General features: G+C 61.4%; 22 protein-coding genes. 16 read left to right on the top strand and 6 right to left on the bottom strand.

Annotated elements, in window-relative coordinates; all coding sequences use genetic code 11:
* Positions 1-48: 48 nt before the first annotated feature.
* Positions 49-639, bottom strand: a complete 591-nt coding sequence (locus D3870_RS14385; RefSeq protein ID WP_119740120.1) for a response regulator transcription factor — start codon at positions 637-639, stop codon at positions 49-51.
* Positions 640-766: 127 nt separating this feature from the next.
* Complete coding sequence (locus D3870_RS14380; protein WP_199710775.1) at positions 767-2,806, bottom strand: sensor histidine kinase; 2,040 nt, start codon at positions 2,804-2,806, stop codon at positions 767-769.
* 203 nt (positions 2,807-3,009) lie between these two features.
* On the opposite strand from D3870_RS14380, the gene D3870_RS14375 reads away from it, so the two are divergent.
* The 9 genes from D3870_RS14375 (at position 3,010) to D3870_RS23070 (ending at position 10,953) form a co-directional block, all read left to right on the top strand.
* Positions 3,010-4,014, top strand: coding sequence for a TRAP transporter substrate-binding protein (locus D3870_RS14375; RefSeq protein WP_119740118.1), 1,005 nt, complete (start codon positions 3,010-3,012; stop codon positions 4,012-4,014).
* Positions 4,015-4,150: 136 nt separating this feature from the next.
* Entirely contained in the window at positions 4,151-5,119 is a 969-nt protein-coding gene (locus tag D3870_RS14370; RefSeq protein WP_119742153.1) for a Bug family tripartite tricarboxylate transporter substrate binding protein, read from the top strand.
* Positions 5,120-5,413: 294 nt separating this feature from the next.
* A complete protein-coding gene (locus D3870_RS14365) occupies positions 5,414-6,355 on the top strand; it encodes a tripartite tricarboxylate transporter substrate binding protein BugD (protein WP_242490079.1) in 942 nt (313 codons plus the stop codon).
* Positions 6,356-6,551: 196 nt separating this feature from the next.
* Positions 6,552-7,013 (top strand): tripartite tricarboxylate transporter TctB family protein, encoded by a 462-nt coding sequence (locus tag D3870_RS14360; RefSeq protein WP_119740117.1) that lies wholly within the window; start codon positions 6,552-6,554, stop codon positions 7,011-7,013.
* Positions 7,014-7,025: 12 nt separating this feature from the next.
* Entirely contained in the window at positions 7,026-8,525 is a 1,500-nt protein-coding gene (locus tag D3870_RS14355) for a tripartite tricarboxylate transporter permease (RefSeq protein WP_119740115.1), read from the top strand.
* A 114-nt stretch (positions 8,526-8,639) separates the two neighbouring features.
* Positions 8,640-9,140 (top strand): methylated-DNA--[protein]-cysteine S-methyltransferase, encoded by a 501-nt coding sequence (locus D3870_RS14350; protein ID WP_119742150.1) that lies wholly within the window; start codon positions 8,640-8,642, stop codon positions 9,138-9,140.
* Entirely contained in the window at positions 9,137-10,057 is a 921-nt protein-coding gene (gene xerD / locus D3870_RS14345; RefSeq protein WP_119740113.1) for a site-specific tyrosine recombinase XerD, read from the top strand. The genes D3870_RS14350 and xerD overlap by 4 nt, the downstream gene beginning before the upstream one ends.
* A 126-nt stretch (positions 10,058-10,183) precedes the next feature.
* Positions 10,184-10,831, top strand: coding sequence for a LysE family translocator (locus tag D3870_RS14340; RefSeq protein ID WP_119740111.1), 648 nt, complete (start codon positions 10,184-10,186; stop codon positions 10,829-10,831).
* Positions 10,828-10,953: a hypothetical protein gene (locus tag D3870_RS23070; protein ID WP_277986362.1), complete on the top strand. Its 126-nt coding sequence runs from the start codon at positions 10,828-10,830 to the stop codon at positions 10,951-10,953. The genes D3870_RS14340 and D3870_RS23070 overlap by 4 nt, the downstream gene beginning before the upstream one ends.
* 50 nt (positions 10,954-11,003) lie before the next feature.
* Here the strand turns inward: D3870_RS23070 and phaP are convergent, their stop codons facing one another.
* Positions 11,004-11,573: a TIGR01841 family phasin gene (phaP, locus tag D3870_RS14335; protein ID WP_119740109.1), complete on the bottom strand. Its 570-nt coding sequence runs from the start codon at positions 11,571-11,573 to the stop codon at positions 11,004-11,006.
* A gap of 372 nt (positions 11,574-11,945) precedes the next feature.
* Between phaP and ybaK the strand changes: the two genes are divergently transcribed.
* On the top strand, positions 11,946-12,437 hold the full coding sequence (gene ybaK, locus D3870_RS14330; RefSeq protein WP_119742148.1) for a Cys-tRNA(Pro) deacylase: 492 nt from the start codon (positions 11,946-11,948) through the stop codon (positions 12,435-12,437).
* An 86-nt stretch (positions 12,438-12,523) separates the two neighbouring features.
* Complete coding sequence (gene plsY / locus D3870_RS14325; protein WP_119740107.1) at positions 12,524-13,129, top strand: glycerol-3-phosphate 1-O-acyltransferase PlsY; 606 nt, start codon at positions 12,524-12,526, stop codon at positions 13,127-13,129.
* Between the two features lie 732 nt (positions 13,130-13,861).
* On the opposite strand, the gene D3870_RS14315 is transcribed toward plsY, so the two are convergent.
* Positions 13,862-14,431: a hypothetical protein gene (locus D3870_RS14315; protein WP_119740105.1), complete on the bottom strand. Its 570-nt coding sequence runs from the start codon at positions 14,429-14,431 to the stop codon at positions 13,862-13,864.
* A 119-nt stretch (positions 14,432-14,550) separates the two neighbouring features.
* Positions 14,551-15,579, bottom strand: coding sequence for a tRNA (adenosine(37)-N6)-threonylcarbamoyltransferase complex transferase subunit TsaD (gene tsaD, locus D3870_RS14310; protein ID WP_119740103.1), 1,029 nt, complete (start codon positions 15,577-15,579; stop codon positions 14,551-14,553).
* Between the two features lie 66 nt (positions 15,580-15,645).
* Between tsaD and D3870_RS14305 the strand changes: the two genes are divergently transcribed.
* The 5 genes from D3870_RS14305 (at position 15,646) to D3870_RS14280 (ending at position 20,799) form a co-directional block, all read left to right on the top strand.
* Complete coding sequence (locus D3870_RS14305) at positions 15,646-16,266, top strand: ANTAR domain-containing response regulator (RefSeq protein ID WP_119742144.1); 621 nt, start codon at positions 15,646-15,648, stop codon at positions 16,264-16,266.
* 616 nt (positions 16,267-16,882) lie between these two features.
* Positions 16,883-18,145: a CmpA/NrtA family ABC transporter substrate-binding protein gene (locus tag D3870_RS14300; protein WP_119742142.1), complete on the top strand. Its 1,263-nt coding sequence runs from the start codon at positions 16,883-16,885 to the stop codon at positions 18,143-18,145.
* 130 nt (positions 18,146-18,275) lie between these two features.
* Positions 18,276-19,208, top strand: coding sequence for a nitrate ABC transporter permease (gene ntrB, locus D3870_RS14295; RefSeq protein ID WP_119740101.1), 933 nt, complete (start codon positions 18,276-18,278; stop codon positions 19,206-19,208).
* A gap of 136 nt (positions 19,209-19,344) precedes the next feature.
* A complete protein-coding gene (locus D3870_RS14285) occupies positions 19,345-20,157 on the top strand; it encodes an ABC transporter ATP-binding protein (protein WP_119740098.1) in 813 nt (270 codons plus the stop codon).
* 171 nt (positions 20,158-20,328) lie between these two features.
* A complete protein-coding gene (locus tag D3870_RS14280) occupies positions 20,329-20,799 on the top strand; it encodes an aminoacyl-tRNA deacylase (RefSeq protein ID WP_119742140.1) in 471 nt (156 codons plus the stop codon).
* A 68-nt stretch (positions 20,800-20,867) separates the two neighbouring features.
* Here D3870_RS14280 and D3870_RS14275 read toward each other — a convergent pair whose 3' ends face one another.
* Positions 20,868-22,595 carry a bifunctional protein-serine/threonine kinase/phosphatase gene (locus D3870_RS14275; RefSeq protein ID WP_199710658.1) on the bottom strand — a complete coding sequence of 576 codons (1,728 nt, stop codon included), beginning with the start codon at positions 22,593-22,595 and terminating at the stop codon, positions 20,868-20,870.
* Positions 22,596-22,661: the final 66 nt, after the last annotated feature.

The following is a 22,661-nucleotide window of genomic DNA, read 5'->3' as shown; positions in this document are numbered from 1 at the left end:
AGGCGATGATGTTTGTTTTCCGCTGGGTTTTCTGCTGTGTTGCGTGTGTTACTTCAGCAGCCGCGCCAGTTCGACCGCCGTCTTCACGTTCATCTTGTCGAAGATGTGCGCGCGGTGGACTTCGACGGTGCGCATGCTGATGCCGAGCTTGTCGGCGATTACCTTGTTCATTTTCCCATCGAGGATCAGGTCCAGCACTTCGCGCTCGCGCGCAGACAGTGCGGCCAGACGTGCCTGCACCGCCGCCGTCGCGCCGGCCTGTTGCGAGGCGGTCAATGCTTCCTGCACGCGGTCCATCAGCTTGTTGTCGTTGAATGGCTTCTCGAAGAAATCGAATGCGCCGCGCTTGAGCGTATCGACCGCCATCGGCACGTCGCCGTGGCCGGTGAGGAAGATGACCGGCAGGCGCTGTGTGAAGCCGCGCGCGGCCAGCACGTCGAACAAGGCGACGCCGCTGATGCTGGGCATGCGCACGTCGAGCAATACGCATTCGCCTTGCGGGTCGAAGGCCATGGCGTTGTCGAGCATGGCGAGAAACGCTTCACCGCTGTCGTAGGCCGCCGCCGCGATGCCGCGCGACTGCGCCAGCCATGCGAGCGAATCGCGGATCGTTTCTTCATCGTCAACTATGTGCAGCATGCGGTCTCCGCGAAGGCGTGGGGTTTCCGGCCTTGTCTGATTGTTATTTGGCGCTTGTGGCGGTCAGCCCGATTCTCGTGAAGACGGGCCGCCGGCAATCATAGCGAAAATCGTGAGGACGGGTGAATCATGCCTGCTGTTGATCCGGTTTGCGCGCCTGCGCATCGGCCGCCGGCAGCGTGAAGCGGAAGATCGTGCCGCCCTTGGGATTGTCGGCATGCGTGAGTGTGCCGCCGTGGAATTCGACGGCGGTGCGGCAGATGTTCAGGCCGATGCCCATGCCTTCGGCCTTGGTCGAGAAGAATGGCGAGAACAACCGCGCTGCCACCTCGGGCGGGATGCCGTGGCCCTGGTCGATGACGGCGATGGCGACATTGCTCTGCGCGTCCGAGTCCTCGCGTTCGGCGACGATGCGCAGGATGCGCCGTTCCGGCGTGATGTGTTCCATCGCCTCGATCGCGTTGCGCGTCAGGTTCAGCAGCACCTGTTCGATCAGCACGCGGTCGGCGAGCACTGCCGGCAGGCGGGAGCCGATATTGGTTTGGATGGCAACGAAGAAGCGGTGCGCCTGCAGCTCGACCAGCGGCATCACGCTGTCGACCAGCGTGCGGATCGCCACCTTCTCGCGCGAAGGTTCGCGCCGTTTGACGAAGGTGTGCACGCTGCGGATGATGTGGCCGGCGCGTTGTGCCTGGGCCTTGGTTTTCTCGAGCGCCGGCTTGAGCAGGCCCAGATCGACGCCGCCCGGCTGACGCGATGCATTCTCGAGCAGGTTGAGCGCGCCGGTGGTGTAACTCGAGATCGCCGCCAGCGGCTGGTTCAGTTCGTGCGCGAGCGTCGAGGCGATTTCGCCCATGGTGGCCAGGCGCGCGCTGGCCTGCAGCTTTTCCTGCTGCTGGCGGTTCAGGTCCTCGATGCGCTTCAAATCCGACACATCGAGAATCGAGCCCATCCAGCCGGTCTGTTTGCCGCTGTCGTCGACCAGCGGCGATTCGAAAATCAGCACCGGAAACCGTTCGCCGTTGGCGCGCAGGTACACGGTTTCGAAACCCTGTGGCGTGACCGTTCCGGCCAGCACCTGGGAAAATCTCTGCTGGTATTCCTCGATTGCTTCCGGCGCCCAGTACGACATCGGCGGCTTCTCGCCCAGGATCTGATCGGCGGAAATGCCGAGCATCTGGCAGAAGGCCGGGTTGACATAGGTGATGCGGCCTTCCAGGTCGCGCGCGCGCAAGCCCGTCACCAGCGAGTTTTCCATCGCGGCGCGGAACAGGACCTGCTGATGCAGGGCTTCCTCGGCCGCGAGCCGTCGATTGATGTCGCGCCACAATGCCCACAGGCTCCACAGCAGACCGAGCGACAGCGCGATGACGGAGCCGACCAGCAGATTCGGAAGCAGCTTCGGCGCGCTCTTGATGCTGTTGGTGCGCAAGATGAGCGTCGCGCCGGGCAGGTCGAGCGCGCGCTGGTGGGTATAGACGCCGCGTCCCGTGCCGCCTTCCGCGCGTTTTGCCAGAACGACATCATCGCTGTCAGTCAGCGAGATTTCATTGTCCTGCGCGAACCACCACGGCACCATTTCGTCAAGCACGCTGGATATCGAATAGGTCGCCACCAGGCTGCCGGCGTATTTGTCGCCGAGGTAGAGCGGCACGTGATAATCCATCAGCATCGGTCCGGGCAGCCCCGACGGCGGCGCGGGCTGGCTGTATTGCGGCAGCCTGGCGCTGCGCGTCTGTTCGGCGGTGAACCGCGATGCCGGTGGCAGATCCGCCAAAGTCAGCGGCGCATCGTCGGTCGATTCGACCGCCTTGCCGGCGGCGTCGAACCAGACGACGCGATTGAGTTCCTGGTTGTTGCGCAGCAGCGTCTGCATCCGGTCCTGCAATCTTTTCCCGGACAGAAAGCCTGAACCGATTTCGGTCGCGATCAGGCGAATGCTTTCCTCGTTGCGTCCGATCTGGAAGCGGATGGTCTGCTCGACCCACAGCGTGTCGGCGATCAACTGTTCCTGGCGCTCGTTCGACTCCATTTGCTGCGCCTGCCACGGCAGCCACAGCAGCGTGGACACGAACAGCAATACCAGGAGCACCGGGATCAGCCAGTGCAGCACGCGCCTGCGGCCAAACCGGCTGGATCGGGAATGGATGGCCGGTCCGGCTGTCATGCGGTCGGCGGCGTCGCCATGCAGGCGTGTGGTTTTTTCCATGGTGCGGGTTTTTCCTCTGTGCCAAGTGTATCGCGGCGATGTGCGCGACCCTCATGTGGAGGCATGCACGCGCATTGTGGTTATCCACACTTGTGACGCCCCGGCGGAATGACAAGAATGGCGACAGTTAACTGCTTCATCCCTTTACCGCACGGAATTCCATGAGAATCGACGCATTGCTTCTCACGTTTGCTGCCGCGTTCGCGAGCATCAATGCGCAAGCACAAGCCCCGGCCCCCATCGTCGTCAAGTTCAGCCACGTGGTGGCGAGCGACACGCCCAAGGGCAAGGCCGCGCAGCGCTTCAAGGAATTGGCGGAAGCAGCGACCAAGGGCCGCGTCAGGGTCGAAATCTATCCGAACAGCCAGCTCTACAAGGATAAGGAAGAGCTGGAAGCCTTGCAATTGGGCGCGGTGCAAATGCTCGCACCGTCGCTGGCCAAGTTCGGCCCGCTCGGCGTGCGCGAGTTCGAGGTGTTCGACCTGCCGTACATCTTCCCGAGCAAGGACGCGCTGTACCGCGTGACCGAGGGACCGATCGGCAGGGACCTGCTGAAGAAGCTGGGCGCGAAAGGCATCACCGGCCTCGCGTTCTGGGATAACGGCTTCAAGGTGATGTCGGCCAACAGGCCGCTTCGGGTGCCGGCCGACTTCAAGGGATTGAAGATGCGGATTCAGCCATCCAAGGTGCTCGACGTGCAGATGCGCGCGCTGGGCGCCAATCCGCAGGCGCTGGCATTCGGCGATGTGTACCAGGCGCTGCAGGCGGGCGTGGTGGATGGCACCGAGAATCCGCCATCCAATTTCTACACGCAAAAGATGCATGAAGTGCAACGCCACCTGACGGTGTCGAATCACGGCTATCTGGGATACGCAGTGATCGTCAACCGGAAATTCTGGGAAGGCTTGCCCGGCGGCATACGCAGCGACCTGGAGCGCGCGATGAAGGAGGCAACCGCCTACGCCAACGCGATCGCGCAGAAGGAAAATGACGATGCCATCGATGCGGTCAGAAAGTCGGGCAGGACCTCGATCTATTATTTGTCGGATCAGGAAAAGGCCGAGTGGCGCAAGGTGCTCGCGCCGATCCAGAAGGACATGGAAGGCCGCATCGGCCGCGATCTGATCGCCGCAGTCAATCGCGAAGCGGCCGCCGCCGGCAAATAGCATCACCGAACAAGACAAAAAAACCATTGCCGGATTGATATGCGGCATCGTTGACAAGATGGTGGCAAGGCGTTCATTGCTGCGCCGCTGGAAATCGGTTGGCAAACAAGAAATTTTTCATGGAGAAGGAGACAAGATGAAACTGCACAAACTCGTGCTTGCACTGATGGCCGGACTGGCCGTGGCCGCGTCAGCCAGCGCCCAGACCTATCCGAACAAGGCGATCAAGCTGATCGTTCCGTTCGCGCCGGGCGGCACCACGGATATCGTGGCGCGCATCGTCGGCGACAAGCTTGCCAAGGAGCTGGGACAGCCGGTCGTGATCGAGAATCGCGGCGGCGGCGGCGGCAGCATCGGTGCGCAGGCGATTGCCAAGGCCGAGCCGGACGGCTACACCATCGGCGTATCGACGGTTTCCACGCATGCGGTCAATGCCGCCTGCAATCCGAAGCTTGGCTACGATCCGATCACCGATTTTGCACCGATCACCAACATGGCGCGCACGCCGAACGTGCTGACCGTGAATCCGAAATTTCCGGCGCAAAACTTCCAGCAGTTCCTCGACTATGTGAAGAAAAATCCGGGCAAGCTGAACTACGCCACCTCCGGCACCTGCAGCATCCAGCACATGGTCGGCGAACAGTTCAAGGCATCCACCGGCACCTTCATCCTCCATATCCCGTATCGCGGCGCAGGCCCGGCGCTGAATGATCTGCTCGGCGGCCAGGTGGACATGATGTTCGACAACCTGCCATCGTCGATGTCGCACATCCAGGCGGGCAAGCTGCGACCGCTGGCGATTGCATGGAACAAGCGTCTCGATGCATTGCCGAACGTGCCGACCTTCACCGAACTTGGTCTGAAGCAAGTGAATGATCCGGCCTGGTACGGCTTGGTCGCGCCCGCGAAAACGCCGGACGATGTCATCAAGAAAATCAACGCTGCCGCCGTCAAAGTGCTGAACATGCCCGAAGTGCGCGAGCGCATGAAGGCGAGCGGCGCGGAACCGGTCGGCAATACGCCGGCCGAGCATGCGGCGGAAATCAAGAGCGAGCTCGAGAAGATGCAGAACCTCGTCAAGAAGCAGGGCATCAAGCTGGACTGAGCATGCAGGCGATGCTCCCGCTGCGGCCGGGAGCTCAGTGAGCCCGTCGGAGGAGAGTCCGGCGGACTCACTCCCCGGCGATACTGCGGCTTTCCACAGTTGTAGGGATGCATGGCGGTGGCAATAATGGCCGTAATGGAAACAATGCCGGCATCGGCAGCAAGAGCTTGTGTCCGGCGCCGTGCGAGCGTTTCCCTGGTTTTCAATTTCAAAATGACGAGAGGAGCAAGCAACATGAAACTCACATCCCTGCGATATATGACAACTGCGCTGGCTGGCGCGGCCGCCGTGACAATGATCGTTGCCGGCACCGCAGCCCATGCGCAAACACCTTACCCGACCAAGACCATCACGATGATCGTGCCGTTCGCGGCCGGCGGTCCGACCGATACCGTGGCGCGCCTGGTCGCGCAATCGATGGGCAATACGCTCAAGCAGCAGATCATCGTCGAGAACGTCGGCGGCGCCGGCGGCACCATCGGTGCTGCGCGCGTGGCGAAGGCAGATCCGGACGGCTACACGCTGTTCCTCCATCACATCGGACAATCGACTGCGCCGACGCTGTATCGCAAGCTGCCGTACAACGCGATCGACAGCTTCGAGCCGATCGGCCTCGTGACCGACGTGCCGATGACCTTCGTGGCGCGCAAGGATTTCCCGGCCAAGGATTTCAAGGAATTGCTCGCGTACGTGAAGGCCAACAAGACCAAGGTGACCTACGCCAACGCCGGCGTCGGTTCCGCATCCCATCTGTGCGGCATGCTGTTCATGTCCGCAATCGACACCGAGCTGACCACCGTTCCCTACAAGGGCACCGGCCCGGCGATGAACGATCTGCTGGGCGGCCAGGTGGACTTCATGTGCGACCAGACCACCAATACCACCAGCCAGATCAAGGGCGGCAAGATCAAGGTGTATGGCGTGACCACCAAGACGCGCGTGCCGTCGCTGCCGGACGTGCCGACCCTGAACGAAGCCGGTCTGCCCGGCTTTGAAGTCGCGGTGTGGCACGGCCTGTACGCGCCGAAGGGCACGCCGAAGCCGGTCGTCGACAAGCTGGCGACTGCACTGCAGGCGGCGCTGAAAGACCAGAACGTGAAAACGCGCTTCGCCGAACTGGGCACCGAGCCGGTCGCGGAAAACCGCGCGAATCCGGAGGCGCTGCGCACCTTCCTGAAATCGGAAATCGACAAGTGGGCGCCGATCATCAAGAAGGCAGGCGTCTACGCGGACTGATCGCCGACTGACCGCGCACTGAGCGGTCGGCATCGGGAAAACGACAAGATGGCGGGGCAATGGCCCCGCCATTTCCATCACGGCGTCGCAATTTGGCGCTATCCTGTGCACGCGGGAGGTGATACGCAGTGCAGCGCCGCACTCGATGCCGCTACAACAGATTCGCTACAACAGATTCATTAGAAAGGAGACAACCTTGCCGTCGTTCATACGCAACCCCAAGGAGTTCTGGTCCGGGGCGATGTTCCTTGCCTTTGGCCTGGCCGCCGTCCTCATCGCCCGTGACTATTCGATGGGCACCGCCGGTCGCATGGGGCCGGCCTATTTCCCCACCGTCCTTGGCGGCATTCTCGGCGTGATCGGATTGATTGCGATCGTGCGTTCATTCTTCAGCGACGGTGATGCGGTCGAAAAATTCGCATTCAGGGAATTGATCCTCATCCTGGTGTCGGTCATCCTGTTCGGCGTCCTGGTGCGCGGCGCGGGCATGGTGATCGCGATACCGGTGATCATTCTGATGAGTGCGTACGCCAGCAAGAAATTCCATCTGGGTTCATCGATTGCACTCGCGATCGGTGCGACGATTTTCAGCGTGCTGCTGTTCGTCAAGGCGCTCGGTTTGCCGATGCCGGTGCTCGGCACGTGGTTCGGCTTCTAAGGGGACATCAAGATGGAAATACTGAGCAATCTGGCCCTGGGTTTTGACACGGCCTTCACACTCTCCAATCTGCTGTACTGCCTGATCGGCGTGTTCGTCGGCACGGCGGTCGGTGTGCTGCCCGGCCTCGGCCCGACGGCGACGATCGCGATGCTGCTGCCGGCGACTTTCGCGCTGCCGCCGATCTCGTCGCTCATCATGCTGGCCGGCATCTACTACGGCGCGCAGTACGGCGGCTCCACCACAGCGATCCTGGTCAACCTGCCGGGCGAATCGTCGTCGGTGGTCACGGCCATCGACGGCTACAAGATGGCGCGCGCCGGGCATGCCGGCAAGGCATTGGCGACGGCGGCCATCGGCTCCTTCTTCGCCGGCACCGTGGCCACCTTCCTGCTGGCATGGTTTGCGCCGCCGCTGGCGGAGCTGGCGCTGAAGTTCGGCCCGGCCGAATACTTCTCGCTGATGGTGCTGGGTCTGGTCGCATCGGTCGTGCTGGCGCATGGCTCGCTGCTGCGCGCGATCGGCATGGTCATCCTCGGCCTCCTGCTGGGCCTGATCGGCACCGACGTCAACTCCGGCACGCCGCGCTATACCTTCGATGCACCCGAATTGGCGGACGGCATCAACTTCGTGGTGGTGGCGATGGGCATGTTCGGCCTCGGCGAAATCATCCGCAATCTGGAACACGAGGAAACCCGCACGCTGACGATCAAGAAGATTGAAGGATTGCTGCCGACCAAGGACGATCTCAAGCGCATCGTCGCGCCGATCCTGCGCGGCACGACACTCGGTTCCATCCTGGGGATTCTGCCGGGCGGCGGCGCGATGCTCGCGTCCTTTGCCGCTTACTCCATCGAGAAGAAAGTCTCGCCTAACAAGGCACAGTTCGGCAAGGGCGCAATCGAAGGCGTGGCTGCGCCGGAAGCGGCCAACAATGCAGGCGCGCAGACCTCGTTCATCCCGATGCTGACGCTCGGCATTCCATCGAATCCGGTGATGGCGCTGATGATCGGTGCGATGATCATCCAGGGTATCCAGCCCGGCCCGGCGGTGATGACAGAGCAGCCGGCATTGTTCTGGGGCATGATCGCGTCGATGTGGATCGGCAACTTCTTCCTGATCGTGCTGAACCTGCCGATGATCGGCCTGTGGGTGCGCATGATCATGGTGCCGTACCGCCTGCTGTATCCGGCGATCCTGATGTTCTGCGCAATCGGCGTCTTCAGCCTGAACAACAGCGACTTCGATGTGTACCTGATGGCCTTGTTCGGTCTGTTCGGCTATATCTGCGCCAAGCTGGAATGCGAACCGGCACCGATGCTGCTGGGCTTCATCATCGGGCCGATGATGGAAGAGTATCTGCGCCGCGCGCTGTTGCTGTCGCGCAGCGATCCGATGGTCTTCCTGCAGCGCCCGATCAGCGCCACCATGCTGGCGGTGGCGGTGCTGGCGATGGTGGTGGTGTTGATGCCGGCATTGCGCAAGAAACGCGAGGAAGCGTTTGTAGAATAGCAATTCGCGGCGACAACGCCGCTTCCGCAAACGGCGCGTTCCTTCAACGGAGCGCGCCGTTTTTTCATGGGCGCGCGTTCGGAACGATGGCAGGTTTTGTTTTATTCTATGGCCATGCACATCTCCTCCAACAGCCCACTGTTTTCCGCCATCGTTGCCGCGCCCTTTGGCGCGATCGGCATTCGCACCGAAGCCGGCGCGGTGCGCGAACTGGTCTACCTCCCGCCATCCTTCGACGAGAAGGCTCCGGTCAATGCGCTGTCCGAACGCGCGGCGCAGCAAGTGGAGCGCTATCTGGCCGAACCGGATTTCCGATTCGATCTGCCGCTGGCCGAAGTCGGCACCGCATTCCAGCACAAGGTGTGGAACGAGATCGCGGCGATCCCGCGCGGCGAGGTCCGCACCTACGGCGACGTCGCCAAACTGATCCGCTCCGCACCGCGCGCGGTCGGGCAGGCCTGCGGCGCGAACTGGTTCCCGCTCGTCATTCCCTGTCATCGCGTCACTGCATCCGGCGGCATCGGCGGCTTCTCCAATCATGACGATGCAAGCGGCTTCCATCTCGGCGTCAAGCGCTGGCTGCTCAGGCACGAGGGCGTCGAGGGTTACGCATGACGGACGCGGCGAGCGCGAGCCAGGCGTCGATCGACGAGTTTTGCGACACCTTGTGGCTGGAAGACGGTCTGGCGAAGAACACGCTCGATGCCTATCGTCGCGACATGAACTTGTTCGCGGCGTGGCTGGAGGCGGAACATGGAAAGACCCTGTACGCCGCCGAGGCGAAGGACCTGGAAGGCTATCGCGCCGCGCGGCACGACGACACCAAGCCGAGTTCGGCCAATCGCCGTCTGGCCGTGTTGCGGCGTTTCTACCAGCTCGCGCTGCGGCAGAACAGGATCAGCGCCGATCCCTGCCTGAAACTCAAAACCGCGAAGCAGCCGCCACGCGATCCGTTGTCCCTGTCGGAAGCGCAGGTGGAAGCACTGCTCGGCGCACCCGACGTGAATACGCCGCTCGGACTGCGTGACCGCACCATGCTGGAGCTGATGTACGCCAGCGGCTTGCGCGTATCGGAGCTGGTGCTGCTGAAATCGATCGAGCTCGGCATGAATGAAGGCGTGTTGCGCGTGACCGGCAAGGGCGACAAGACGCGGCTGGTGCCCTTCGGCGAAGAGGCACGTGCATGGATCGAGCGCTATCTCAAGGAGGCGCGTCCCGTCATCCTCGACGGCCAGATCGACGATGCCCTGTTCGTCACCGCGCGCGGCGGTGCGATGACGCGGCAGATGTTCTGGATTCTGATCAAGAAGCATGCGCGCAAGGCGGATATCAATGCGCCGCTGTCGCCGCATACGCTGCGCCACGCGTTTGCGACGCACCTGCTCAACCACGGCGCGGATTTGCGCGTGGTGCAGTTGCTGCTGGGGCATGCCGATATTTCAACGACGCAAATCTACACGCACGTCGCGCGCGAGCGTTTGAAAAAATTGCATGCGGATAATCATCCGCGCTCGGGCCGCGATCCCGCGTAAGGAACCGGCCTGCCTGTTGCGCTGCTCGCGACGCTGGTGCCTGCCGGCGCTTATAGTGATAGCCTGATCGTCGTCCGCGCAAGACATTGCGTCATCGCGCAAGAATCGCAATCAAGGAGAACCCGCATGCATCACCTGCTTCCCTCATGGCCGCTGCTGACCGCCTTCCTTTTCGCCAGCATCGTGCTGGCCGTCACGCCCGGCCCCGCCGTGTTTTACATCGTCACACGCACGATGGCGCAGGGCAGGCGCGCCGGACTGGCATCGGTGGCAGGCGTCGCGTTCGGCAACCTGGGCAACGCCATCGGCGCATCGATCGGGCTGGCGGCCCTGTTTGCGATCTCGTCGCTCGCCTTCACGGTCGTGAAGTACGCCGGTGCCGCCTACCTCGTCTACCTCGGGATCCAGGCCTTGCGTACGAAGGAAACGGAAGTCAAGGCGATGCAATTCGGCGCGGCAGACATGAAACGGATCTTCCGCGACGGTTTTGTCGTGGCCTTGCTCAACCCGAAAACGACGATCTTCTTCGCGGCCTTCCTGCCGCAGTTCATGGACCCGGCAGCCGCGCCGATGGTGCAAAGCGTGGCGCTCGGCGCATTGTTCGTGGCGGTGGCGGCGACGACTGATTGCATATACACGTTCGCCGCCAGCATGCTCGCGCCGGCCGTGACGCAGTTGCGCGGTGCGCGCGCATTCGGCCGCTATCTGGCGGCGTCGGCATTCATCGGGCTTGGCGTGTTTACCGCCGCGACCGGTTCACGCAGCAGCAAATGAAACCGCGCATCGCGATGGTGGCGATGGCTGGCGCGATGACGGTGACGACTGTGGGCGAGGTGTCGGTGGGGGAAGACGATGCGCCGCGCAGGACGCCGCATCCGGTGTTGCCGAAGCAGTAAAGACAACGGGCCGCATTGCGGCCCGTTGATTTATCGCGATTCCGTGAAAATCACTTGCGGGCGCGCGCACCGGCAGCGGTCTTTTCAGCGGCCTGAGCGAACTGGTTCACCGCAGTGTTCAGGTTCGCTTCCATCGTTTCGACGGCTTTCTTGGTGCTCTTGCTGAACTGCTCGTAGCCGGCGTTGGCATTACCGAACGCGGACTTGAACAAGGCGACGACGTTCTCGGAACCGGCAGGTGCATTCTTCGAAGCATCTTCCACCATGTCGGAAACACGACGGCCGGTTTCGGTGATCTGTTCTTCGGTGGCGCGCGTGAATTCAGCCTGCGCGCTGCTGGCGATGCCGGCCAGATGACGGCCGTATGCGATGACCTTGGCCGCTGCCGGCTGCGCCTGGGCTGCGCTCAGGGAAAAGAATTCCTGCGGATCCTTGGCGGCGAGCAATTGCCTGGCGGTGGTGCTGCTGTCTTCCAGCGATGCCTTGGCAACGTTGATATTGAGCTCCACGATCTGCTCCACACTCTCGACGCCCTTGGCGCTCAAGGCGGCGAGCATGGAAATCTGGGCTTCGAGGCTGGCTTTGACTACGGCGGAAAATTGTTCGTTGATCGGAAACATGGACTTCTCCTTGTGAGAATGAATCAGATAGGGAAACGCATCATTTATTGTGCGTCGCAACAAAACCAATTCTAAAGATTGCTCCAGCGATGTCAAGCGATTTTTTGTGCGCTGCACAAAAAAGATTGCAAAATTTCCATACGGGAATTTCTACGGTTTCGACACCGAACTACCTGCGCCGCAGCCGATACCACAATCACCTGCATCGGCGTTTCGATGTGAATTTCACAATTTACCCGCGGGGCGGTGCTTGTCAATCATGACGATTGGCGGCATTGTTCGCCGTCACGTCTGCCACCGCTTGCACAGCGGGCGTCTTGTAGCATAATGTGCTGCAATTTTTGGTCGGCATTTGAGTTGGGCAAGCAGCACATGGCAAAGAAAGAACATGTATCCGAGACACAGGCGACGCAGTTCCTGCGCAAGCACGGCATCGCCTTTTCCGAACATCCCTATGCATATGAAGAGCACGGCGGCACCACGGTGTCGGCGCGCGAGCTGGGCGTCGACGAGCATCACGTGGTCAAGACGCTGATCATGCAGGACGAAGCCGCCAGGCCGCTGATCGTGCTGATGCACGGTGACCGCAAGGTATCGACGAAAAACCTCGCGCGCCAGATCGGCTGCAAGTCGGTCGAACCCTGCAAGCCGGAAGTCGCCAACCGCCATTCCGGCTACCTGATCGGCGGCACCTCGCCGTTCGGCACAAAGAAGGCGATGCCGGTCTACGTCGAGCAAAGCATTCTCGAACTCGACAGGATCTACATCAACGGCGGCCGGCGCGGGTACCTGATCGGCATCGACCCCGGGGCGATGGACAAGGTATTGCCGATCAAGCCGGTCAACTGCGCGCTGGAAGAATAAGAGCGGTCCGGACGGTTGCCAATCCGCCGCCAAAAGACATCAACAATGCCGCATCGAATGCGGCAACTCATTTCACAAGGGAGACAATGAATACCATCCTCTTCGCGATCGCCGCCTATCTGATCGGCTCCATTTCGTTCGCGGTAGTCGTCAGCGCCTTGTTCGGGCTGGCCGATCCACGCACCTACGGCTCGAAAAACCCCGGCGCGACCAACGTCCTGCGCAGCGGTAACAAGGCCGCCGCCGCACTGACCCTGCTGGGTGACGGCTTCAAGGGCTGGCTGGCGGTCTGGCTGGCGCAGAAATACGGACCGCAATACGGCATCGACGACATCGGCATCGCGCTGGTGGCGATCGGCGTATTCCTCGGCCATCTGTGGCCGGTCTTCTTCCGGTTCGTCGGCGGCAAGGGTGTCGCCACCGCGCTCGGCGTCCTGCTCGGCATCAATGCCTGGCTTGGCCTCGCGACCCTGATCACCTGGCTGGTGGTTGCCTACGCGTTCCGCTATTCCTCGCTGGCCGCATTGATTGCCAGCGTGTTTGCACCGTTCTACTACGGCCTGCTGTTCGGCACCGACCCGATCCTGCTGGCAGTGCTGGCGATGAGCGGCTTGCTGATCTATCGCCATCGCCAGAACATCGCGAATCTGATGGCGGGCAAGGAAAGCAGGATCGGCAGCAAGAAGAAGTAGTCAAGGCCGATCCACCGCCGGCCTTCCTTGTACAGACTGCAAGCCATCTTCAACGGAATATGGCGCATCGCCGGAGCGGCAGATAAACACTATTCGTTGGACGTCATGGAATGCACAGTGAACTTTACTATTGAACATGCTGGCGGAGCGCGGGACTCATTCGGTAACTACAAATACCGAATATTGGAGGACGGCCATTTGATTGCTCATTATTGGCACGATTATCGAGGCGATGAGCATGGTATCGACTTCGTCAATGGCACAAGCGATTTATGGCCAGTCGGGAGAATGATTGAATTCGTTCAAGGCGGCGGCCCGAAGCCGCTTACTCTATCCGAGAAGGCCATAGCGTATCTCAATAGTAAATTGGGGAGATAAAAGCATGTACCAACAGACGCCCAACATGCTGTTCGACACCGACGCTTCGCGCCGGTCAACGTGATCGTTGAGGCTGTGCGAAAAGCTATTTTTTGGAAAATGCGCTGTGCAAATCTTTGATTTTATTGGCTCGGAAAATTCGATTTTTATGAAATTTCGACTTATTGCACAACCTCGTTAGGCGGCACAGCGACGACCGATGACGCTACACCACTTCTTCGCAGCCCCGGTTGGTACCACCGGAAACGCCCTCGTCAATTGGAAAGGCCGACCTGAGCAAGAGCTGATTGCCTACGCCGGAAGCTACAGAGGTGCAGCTATGAACTTAGTGGCCTTTCGCCAGCGGGTTGGATATCACGCAATTGATGACGCTGCGCTGCCCATCCTTTTTCTGTACAGACATTCCTTCGAGCTATACCTGAAGGCAATTGTATTTCGCGCTGCGGTTCTCTCCATCAATGAAGAAGAACTCAGACTTGCACTACCGAAGCTGTGGCGAGAGCATTCCTTGGTCGCCCTCTTCGATATGGCTAAGCCGATACTCAGGCTAGTAACACGCGCCCACTCACCGCGACGGGTGAGCTCGAAGCAAAGATTCTCCATCTCGCCACTGAGATCGACGAAGTGGATTCCGGCTCCTACTCGTTTCGATATCCGGTTACATCGCGAGGTGCTGCATCCTTGCCAGCACTTTTCTTCACGAACGTTTTCGTCTTTTCTGAGCATGTGGAGCAAGTGCTTGATGATGTCGCGCAATTCTGCAGTTGGCTTGAGAGTGAGCGTGTCCAAAGCTCCGAGCAAATGAAGCTTGCTCTCCATCACATCACCGGCCGTGCTGCCTAACCCTTCGCTTGCTTGCGGATGTCCGCTCATGTCAAACGTCAGACCGCAGTAGTGCACAACCTGAGGTTCGCCGTCGATCATTTGAATTTTTCTGTTTATATTTGACTCAGCTCAAAAGCTCGAAGCTGGGGACGGCCCGAGAGTTCTCCGTTCTATCGGCGCGATAAGCCGAACGGACAGCCAGTCAGAGGGGGATCAAACTATACGGCGCGCAACTCATCCAGCGGCCAGCGCGGGCGCACATTGAATGCGTAATCGCGCTTCGCCGCATCCGGGTTGATCTGCAGGCGCATTGCACCGGCGAAGGCGATCATTGCGCCGTTGTCGGTGCAGAATTCCAGTTCGGGATAGAACACCTTGAAGCGTTTCTTTTCTGCCGCCGCATTCAATGCTTCGCGCAACTGCCGGTTGGCGCCGACGCCGCCGGCGATCACCAGCCGCTTCAATCCGGTCTGCTTCAGCGCGGTCAGGCATTTCGCCACCAGCACGTCGACGATTGCATCGACGAAGGAGCGCGCCACGTTGGCCTTGTCCTGTTCGCAGATGTTGGTGATCTGGTTTTTCACGACCGTCAGCACCGCCGTCTTGAGGCCGGAGAAGCTGAAGTTCAAATCCTTCGAGTGCAGCATCGGGCGCGGCAGCTTGTACACGCCGGGATCGCCGAATTCCGCCAGCCGCGAAATCGCCGGGCCGCCGGGGTAGCCGAGGCCGAGCAGCTTGGCCGACTTGTCGAAGGCTTCGCCGGCGGCATCGTCGAGCGTCTCGCCCAGCAGCGTGTATTGGCCGACGCCATCGACGCGCATCAGCTGCGTGTGGCCGCCCGAGATCAGCAGGGCGACGAAGGGGAATTCCGGTGGGTCGCTTGCAAGCAGCGGCGACAGCAAATGACCTTCGAGATGATGGATGCCGAGCACTGGTCGGTCCAGAGCGAGGCCGAGGCCGCAGGCGATCGATGCGCCGACCAGCAATGCGCCGGCCAGGCCGGGTCCCTGCGTGTAGGCGATGGCGTCGATCGCGGAGCGCGGCAATCCGCTTTGTTGCAAGACCTGCTCCAGCAGCGGAATCGCGCGCCGGATGTGGTCGCGCGACGCCAGTTCCGGCACCACGCCGCCGTATTCCTCATGCATCGCCACCTGCGAATGCAGCGCGTGCGCGAGCAAGCCGCGTTGCGAGTCATGCAACGCGATGCCGGTTTCATCACAGGAGGATTCGACGCCGAGGACAATCATGGGAAAGAGACAAGGGGTGGCAAGCTTCTTGCAAAGCGTCATTGTAAAGGAAAGCAAATCGCCATGATGGACGCCAAACAGCTCAGGATCGTTGTCATCAACTCCCTCGTCGCGCCGGAAGGCGCGGACGCGGCGGCGCGCGAGCAGGCCGAGCGTGCCCGCGCCTTGCGCATCGGCTTGCTCGAAGGCGGCTACAACATTCTCGCGGCGCTGCCGCCGGAAGCGGATCTGGAGGAGCAGATCGCGCAACTGCAGCCCGACCTGATCATCGTCGATGCGCAGTCCGACACGGCGCTGAAAAAGGTGGTGGCCGCCACGGCCGATGCGCGGCGGCCCATCGTCTGCTTCACCGAAGACGGTGACAAGGAAAAGATGCATGCCGCCATCGAGGCCGGCGTCTCGGCCTATGTGGTCGCGGGTCTGTCGGCGGAGCGGGTCAAGGCTGTGCTGGATGTGGCGATGGCGCGCTTCGAGGTGGATCAGAAGCTGCGCCACGAACTTTCCGAAACCAGAATGAAACTCGCTGAACGCAAGGTCATCGAACGCGCCAAGGGCTTGCTGATGGAGCGTCATCAATGTTCCGAAGACGAGGCCTACCGCAAGCTGCGCCGGCTGGCGATGGACAAGAACCTCAAGCTGTCTGACGTGGCGCAGCGCATGCTGGATGTGGCGGATTTGCTGATTTGATGCGTCCGATTGCCGAGAATTGCTCGCGTTTCTCTGCTGTCATCACTTGCGTCGGCAATACGTGTTGCTCTTCGTGGATGCTTTGCCGGGGGCGGCCCGGCAGCCGCTCACTTTCTTTGTCTCGCCAAAGAAAGTAAGCAAAGAAAGGCGACCGCACCTCGCTGCCCTTCGGGTTCCCGAAGAAATGCACGATGAAGCGGGAAGTGCGACAAACTCGCCTTCGGCTCAGACAAGTCGCACTTCTTTTTCCGCTTCACCGTGCATTTCTTCGGCAGCTCACAGCGGAAAGAGCAACGGCGCGCATAGCGGAGCGCTTCGCTGTTGTTGGGACGGACTCCAATTTTCAAGAACCTGACAAACCCCGCCCCCTTTTAATGCGCCGCACGGAAAGAGTGCGGAAAGCCGCCTCGATTCATCGCGAACTGTGCGGGAAAGCGTCGAATCAGGCTGGCACACCACTTGCAAAGTAACGAACGCCAACAATGGTGTGGCGATCAATAACGCGTCTTGACCAACGGCGGTCGAGGCGATTTGGATAAAGGCGTCCGATCACGGCGAGCAAGGCTTGCTGTGGCGGACGCCTTTCTTTTTGCCCTTGAGGATGCATGAGGACAACATGACAGTGAAAACGACAAAAACCAATCTGACGCGACGCACGATCTTGAAAGCCGGCGCAAGCCTTGCTGCCGGCACCTTCGGCGGCTTGGCCACACAGGGAGCCTGGGCCGCCGGATCGGACAAGCCGGAGAAGGAGGAGGTCAAGATCGGCTTCATTCCGCTGACCGATTGCGCATCGGTTGTCATGGCCTCGGTGCTGGGCATCGACAAGAAGTACGGCATCAAGATCACGCCGACCAAGGAGGCGTCGTGGGCCGCCGTGCGCGACAAGCTGGTCAATGGCGAACTCGATGCGTCACATGTGCTGTACGGCCTGATGTATGGCGTGCACATGGGCATCGGCGGGGCGAAGAAGGACATGGCCGTGCTGATGAACCTGAACCACAACGGGCAGGCCATCACGCTGTCGAAGAAGCTCGCCGACAAGGGCGGCGTCGATGGCGCGTCGCTGGCGAAAGTGATGAAGAGCGACAAGCGCGAATACACCTTCGCGCAGACTTTCCCGACCGGCACGCATGCGATGTGGCTGTATTACTGGCTGGCGACCTACGGCATCGACCCGATGAAAGACGCCAAGATCATCACCGTGCCGCCGCCGCAGATGGTGGCCAATATGAGAGTAGGCAACATGGACGGCTATTGCGTCGGCGAACCGTGGGGGCACCGCGCGATTGCCGACGGCATCGGCATTACCGCCGTCACGACGCAGGACATCTGGCGCGACCATCCCGAGAAGGTGCTCGGCACCACGGCGGATTTCGTCGCGAAGTATCCGAACACCGCGCGCGCCATGGTGGCTGCCATTCTTGAAGCGAGCCAGTGGATCGACGCCTCGCTCTCCAACAAGAACAAGATGGCGACCACCATCGCCGACAAGTCCTACGTCAACACCTCGGTCGATGTGATCAACCAGCGCATTCTCGGCCGCTATCAGAACGGCCTCGGCAAGACCTGGGACGATCCGAACTACATGAAGTTCTATAACGACGGCAGCGTCAATTTCCCGTATCTGTCCGACGGCATGTGGTTCCTCACGCAGCATCGGCGCTGGGGCCTGCTGAAGAGCGATCCCGACTATCTCGCGGTTGCGCAGGCGGTCAACCGCATCGACGTCTACAAGGATGCCGCCGCACTGGCCAAGGCCAGCGTGCCGAAGGATCCCATGCGCAGCGTGAAGATGGTCGATGGCACGGTGTGGGACGGCAAGAATCCGAAGGCGTATGCAGCATCTTTCAAGATCAAGGCGAGCCTGCCGGCGTAATCACTACCAGGACTTGCGCAAAACCGCCCCGGCCGCGTTGCGTTGCCTTGCCGTACCACTTGTACTGTCTGCGGCAACACGCCTTGCCGGGACAATTTTGCGTAAGTCCTGACTATTTCACGGAGCCAACATGAGTGCCGTTATGGAAAACCTGATGACCAAGCCGGTCGAGCCGGCATCCGAATCGCCGCCCGCGGCAAAGCACGCGGCGTCGAAGAGCGCCGAGGCCGCGCGCCGCATCACCATCGGCGCCGACCTGCCGAAGGGGGGCTACCGCATCTCGCCGCTGAAGAGTTACCTGCTCGCACTGCTGCCGCCGTTGCTGGGCCTGGCGCTGCTGGTGCTGATCTGGGAAATCGTCGCGGTCAAGAACAGCGGATTTCCTTCGCCGCTGGCCACCTTGCAGGAAGCGATCACGCTGTTCTCCGATCCCTTCTATCAAAAGGGGCCGAACGACCAGGGTATCGGCTGGAACCTGCTGTCCTCGCTCCAGCGCGTCGCGACCGGCTTTGGTCTTGCTGCCGTGGTCGGCATCCCGCTCGGTTTCATGATCGGACGCTTCAGGTTTTTGTCGGGCATGTTCAATCCGATCATCAGTCTCCTGAAGCCGGTGTCGCCGCTCGCCTGGCTGCCGATCGGCCTGCTCGTGTTCAAGGCGGCCAACCCCGCCGCGATCTGGGCGATCTTCATCTGCTCGATCTGGCCGATGATCATCAACACCGCCGTCGGTGTGCAGCGCGTGCCGCAGGATTACATGAACGTCGCCCGCGTGCTCAACCTGTCCGAATGGAAGATCGTCACCAAGATCCTGTTTCCGTCGGTGCTGCCCTACATGCTGACCGGCGTGCGGCTCGCGATCGGTACCGCGTGGCTCGTCATCGTCGCGGCGGAAATGCTGACCGGCGGCGTCGGCATCGGCTTCTGGGTGTGGGACGAATGGAACAACCTGAACGTGCCGCACATCATCATTGCGATCGTCGTGATCGGTGTGGTGGGCTTGCTGCTGGAGCAGGCGCTGGTCGCGCTGGCGAAGGCATTCACCTACGAGGATGTGCGCAACTGATGGTGCGCGGCTGACGTTTCGGTTCCTCCCCTTCCAGGGGGAGGTCAGGTGGGGGATGGGTTTGATGCATCGCGATTTTCAACCCATCCCCACCCAATCCTTCCCCTTGAAAGGGAGGGCAAAGTGGAGAGAAATCATGGAAAACAGCAAGTTCATTGACATCGCCAACGTGGAAATGCTCTTCCCCACGCGGAAGGGCGCGTTTCACGCATTAACCGATGTCAACCTGTCGGTGAAGAAAGGCGAGTTCATCACGCTGATCGGCCATTCCGGCTGCGGCAAATCGACCTTGCTCAACCTGATCGCCGGCCTGCTGGATGCCAGCAGCGGCACGATGATCTGCGCCAATCGCGAGATCGCCGGGCCGTCGCCGGAACGCGCGGTCGTGTTCCAGAATCACTCGCTGCTGCCGTGGCTGACCTGCTTCGAGAACGTGTACCTCGCCGTCGAGCGCGTGTTCGGCGCGAGCGAAACGAAGATGCACCTGAAGGCCCGCACCAAGGCCGCGCTGGCGCTGGTCGGACTGAGCCATGCCGAGCAGAAGCGGCCACACGAGATTTCCGGCGGCATGAAGCAGCGCGTGGGCATCGCGCGCGCCTTGTCGATGGAGCCGAAAGTCCTGCTGATGGACGAGCCGTTCGGCGCGCTCGATGCATTGACCCGCGCCCACCTGCAGGACGAGTTGCTGAAGATCGTTGCCAAGACCGGTTCCACCGTCGTGATGGTCACGCATGATGTGGATGAGGCGGTGCTGCTGTCGGACCGCATCGTGATGATGACCAACGGCCCGGCGGCGACCATCGGCGACATCCTGCAGGTCGAACTGCCGCGTCCGCGCGATCGCGTCGCATTGGCGCAGGATCCGCTGTATATCCAGTATCGCGGCGCGGTGCTGGAGTTTCTCTATCACCGGCAGTCGCATCCGGCGGGTCTGAAAGACGCGGCATAGCAAGCGAACCGAGACAGGAAGAGCGGCGGAGACGACGGTCTTCGCCGCTTTTCTTTTTGCATGCATTCAACTTGTCGATGGACAACGATGGCCATCAGCCGTGACAGCCTTCACACTTGGCGAATCGCAAACTATAGTGAAAACACACACCGGGTTTGTAGGAGGATGATCATGTCCATGTCACCTGTTCTGGAAGATTGCCTGCGCAGCAAGGGCACCGAATACGAGGTTCTGCAGCATCCGCACAGCTTCAACAGCATGAGCACTGCGGAAGCGGCGCACATTCCCGGCGATCGCCTCGCCAAGACCGTCGTGCTGGGAGATGAGAGCGGCTACGTGGCGGCAGTGTTGCCGTCGACGCATCATCTGCGCCTGTCCGAATTGCGGGAAATGACAGGCCGCCAGTTCGCGCTGGCGACCGAGAGCGAAGTGCGTGAATTGTTCAAGGATTGCGAATTCGGCGCGGTGCCGCCGGTCACCATGGCGTACGGCATGCAGACTTATCTGGATGAAAGCCTGGCGCTGCAGCCGGACGTGTATTTCGAGGCCGGCGACCATGAGGAATTGATCCACATGCGAACCGAGCAGTTCCTTGATCTGATGGAAGACACGACGCGGATGCGGTGCGCGCATCGGATGTAATCGGATGTAAGTGGCGATGAAATTTGAAACGGCGATGCTGTAGCCGAAAGGGGGACGTGCGCCTTCAGTTACCGCATTGCAATCAAATACAGCAGCAACAGATTCACCACCACCGACACAATCGCCACCGCTCGCCACAGCAGCAGCGGATCGCGCTGCGCCAGCGGCTTGACGGACGGCGCGGCCAGCGGCCGCGCCGCACCCCATTCCAGCGCCAGCAGCAATTCCTCGGCCGTCTCGAAGCGGTCGGTCGGATCGCGCGCGATCGCTTTCAGCAACACATTCTCCAGCCACAAGGGTATATCGGGCCGGTAGCGCGTCGGTGGCACCGGCTCGCCGAAACGCGGGTGCTGGAACGGCTCGATCTCGCCGTAGGGGTAGTGCCGCGTCAGCAGGTAATACAGCGTGACGCCGGCGCTGTACAGGTCGGTCTGGCGTGACGCCGGCGCGTTGTCGAATTGTTCGGGGGCGAGGAACGAGGGCGTGCCGGCTTGCGGCGCATTGGCTTCACTCTCGGCTTCCAGCCCCGATTGCGCCACGCCGAGGTCGAGCACGCGCAATTCGCCGTCGTCGCCGAGGTGCACATTGGCCGGCTTGATATCGCGATGGATGATGCTGCGCCGATGCAGGGCGCCGAGTGCGCGTGCCAACTTGATGCCGTGCGCGACGGCATCGGGGGCGGTGAAGTGCGCGCCCGTGTCGAGCATTTGCTGCAGCGTCCGTCCCGCATGCCAGGTGCTCAGGTAGTACAGGTAGTTCTTCTGTTCCGGCACGATCACTTGCGGAAAGAAGCGCGCGACGACGCGTTTGGCCAGCCACTCTTCATGCGCGAATGCCGAGCGCTCCTGCGCATCGTTCGCGCGATCCGGATGCAGGGTCTTCAATACCAGCTGGCGGCGCGACTTCGGATCGACGACGCGATACAACAGCGTTGCCTGCGTCGCATGGATCAGCTCTTCGACCTCGTAAGCATCGATCGTCTGCCCGGCCTTGAGCCGGGGCGGCACCGGCAGTTGCCGCGAGCCCGACAGCGCATCGCGCAAGTTCTCTTGCGGCAGTGCATCGACCCGCAATACCAGCGCGCTGCTGTTGTCGGTCGAGCCGGCGCCCAGCGCCGCGCCGACCAGAGCGTCGGAGGTGGCGACCGCGTCGATGCTGCCCTGCGCCAGTTGCGTCAATTGATGCGCGATGTCGTACTCGCTCATGCAGGACCACACGCCGTCGGATGCCAGCAGAAAGATGTCGCGCTCGCGCAGCTCGCCCATGCCGTGATCGATCGCAAGACGGGAATCGAGGCCGATCGCACGCGTCAGCACATGCTGCATCTCCGGTCTGTCCCACACATGGTCGGTGGTGAGGCGCGTCAGCGTGCCGTCGCGCAGCAGGTACAGGCGCGTGTCGCCGACGTGCGAGAAATAATAGAAGCTGCCGCGCAATACCACGGCGGTGAGGGTGGTCGCCATGCCGGCCAGTTCCTTGCGCACCGCGCCCTGGCTCTGCACCCAGCTGTTGATGGCCTTGATCACGCGGTCGAGCGCCTGCGTGACCGGCCAGGTGTCCGGCGTCGCATAGTAATCCGCGAGCAATCCGCGCACGGCATATTCCGCCGCCTCGCGTCCGCCGTCGTTGCCGGAGACGCCGTCGGCAATCGCCGCCAGCAAGCCCTTGCTCGACAATTCCGGTTCGCCGGGAGTGACCATGCCGACGAAGTCCTCGTTGCGCGGGCGAGGGCCGGCATGCGTTGCGTGACCGATGGCGACCGACAGGGGCATGGTTCGGTGAGTGGGCTTGCTCATCTGAGGGAATTGGCGCGCAATGCCGGCTTTCGCTGCCGTGCAGGGCGTCGCACGAATCATTCTATC

The organism is Noviherbaspirillum cavernae, assembly GCF_003590875.1.
GTDB lineage: Bacteria > Pseudomonadota > Gammaproteobacteria > Burkholderiales > Burkholderiaceae_D > Noviherbaspirillum > Noviherbaspirillum cavernae.
The sequence above is the reverse complement of the archived record's forward strand: the minus strand, read 5'-3'. Positions and strand labels throughout refer to the sequence as shown.

Bases quoted from the DNA above. Each gene is read 5' to 3' on its own strand.
- D3870_RS14340 (WP_119740111.1), top strand. From the start codon at position 10,184: ATGCATCACCTGCTTCCCTCATGGCCGCTGCTGACCGCCTTCCTTTTC.
- D3870_RS23070 (WP_277986362.1), top strand. From the start codon at position 10,828: ATGAAACCGCGCATCGCGATGGTGGCGATGGCTGGCGCGATGACGGTG.
- D3870_RS14350 (WP_119742150.1), top strand. From the start codon at position 8,640: ATGCACATCTCCTCCAACAGCCCACTGTTTTCCGCCATCGTTGCCGCG.
- D3870_RS14375 (WP_119740118.1), top strand. From the start codon at position 3,010: ATGAGAATCGACGCATTGCTTCTCACGTTTGCTGCCGCGTTCGCGAGC.
- xerD (WP_119740113.1), top strand. From the start codon at position 9,137: ATGACGGACGCGGCGAGCGCGAGCCAGGCGTCGATCGACGAGTTTTGC.
- D3870_RS14385 (WP_119740120.1), bottom strand. From the start codon at position 639: ATGCTGCACATAGTTGACGATGAAGAAACGATCCGCGATTCGCTCGCA.
- plsY (WP_119740107.1), top strand. From the start codon at position 12,524: ATGAATACCATCCTCTTCGCGATCGCCGCCTATCTGATCGGCTCCATT.
- phaP (WP_119740109.1), bottom strand. From the start codon at position 11,573: ATGTTTCCGATCAACGAACAATTTTCCGCCGTAGTCAAAGCCAGCCTC.
- D3870_RS14380 (WP_199710775.1), bottom strand. From the start codon at position 2,806: ATGACAGCCGGACCGGCCATCCATTCCCGATCCAGCCGGTTTGGCCGC.
- D3870_RS14370 (WP_119742153.1), top strand. From the start codon at position 4,151: ATGAAACTGCACAAACTCGTGCTTGCACTGATGGCCGGACTGGCCGTG.
- D3870_RS14285 (WP_119740098.1), top strand. From the start codon at position 19,345: ATGGAAAACAGCAAGTTCATTGACATCGCCAACGTGGAAATGCTCTTC.
- D3870_RS14275 (WP_199710658.1), bottom strand. From the start codon at position 22,595: ATGAGCAAGCCCACTCACCGAACCATGCCCCTGTCGGTCGCCATCGGT.
- ybaK (WP_119742148.1), top strand. From the start codon at position 11,946: ATGGCAAAGAAAGAACATGTATCCGAGACACAGGCGACGCAGTTCCTG.
- D3870_RS14315 (WP_119740105.1), bottom strand. From the start codon at position 14,431: ATGATCGACGGCGAACCTCAGGTTGTGCACTACTGCGGTCTGACGTTT.
- D3870_RS14305 (WP_119742144.1), top strand. From the start codon at position 15,646: ATGGACGCCAAACAGCTCAGGATCGTTGTCATCAACTCCCTCGTCGCG.
- ntrB (WP_119740101.1), top strand. From the start codon at position 18,276: ATGAGTGCCGTTATGGAAAACCTGATGACCAAGCCGGTCGAGCCGGCA.
- D3870_RS14300 (WP_119742142.1), top strand. From the start codon at position 16,883: ATGACAGTGAAAACGACAAAAACCAATCTGACGCGACGCACGATCTTG.
- D3870_RS14280 (WP_119742140.1), top strand. From the start codon at position 20,329: ATGTCCATGTCACCTGTTCTGGAAGATTGCCTGCGCAGCAAGGGCACC.
- tsaD (WP_119740103.1), bottom strand. From the start codon at position 15,579: ATGATTGTCCTCGGCGTCGAATCCTCCTGTGATGAAACCGGCATCGCG.
- D3870_RS14365 (WP_242490079.1), top strand. From the start codon at position 5,414: ATGATCGTTGCCGGCACCGCAGCCCATGCGCAAACACCTTACCCGACC.
- D3870_RS14355 (WP_119740115.1), top strand. From the start codon at position 7,026: ATGGAAATACTGAGCAATCTGGCCCTGGGTTTTGACACGGCCTTCACA.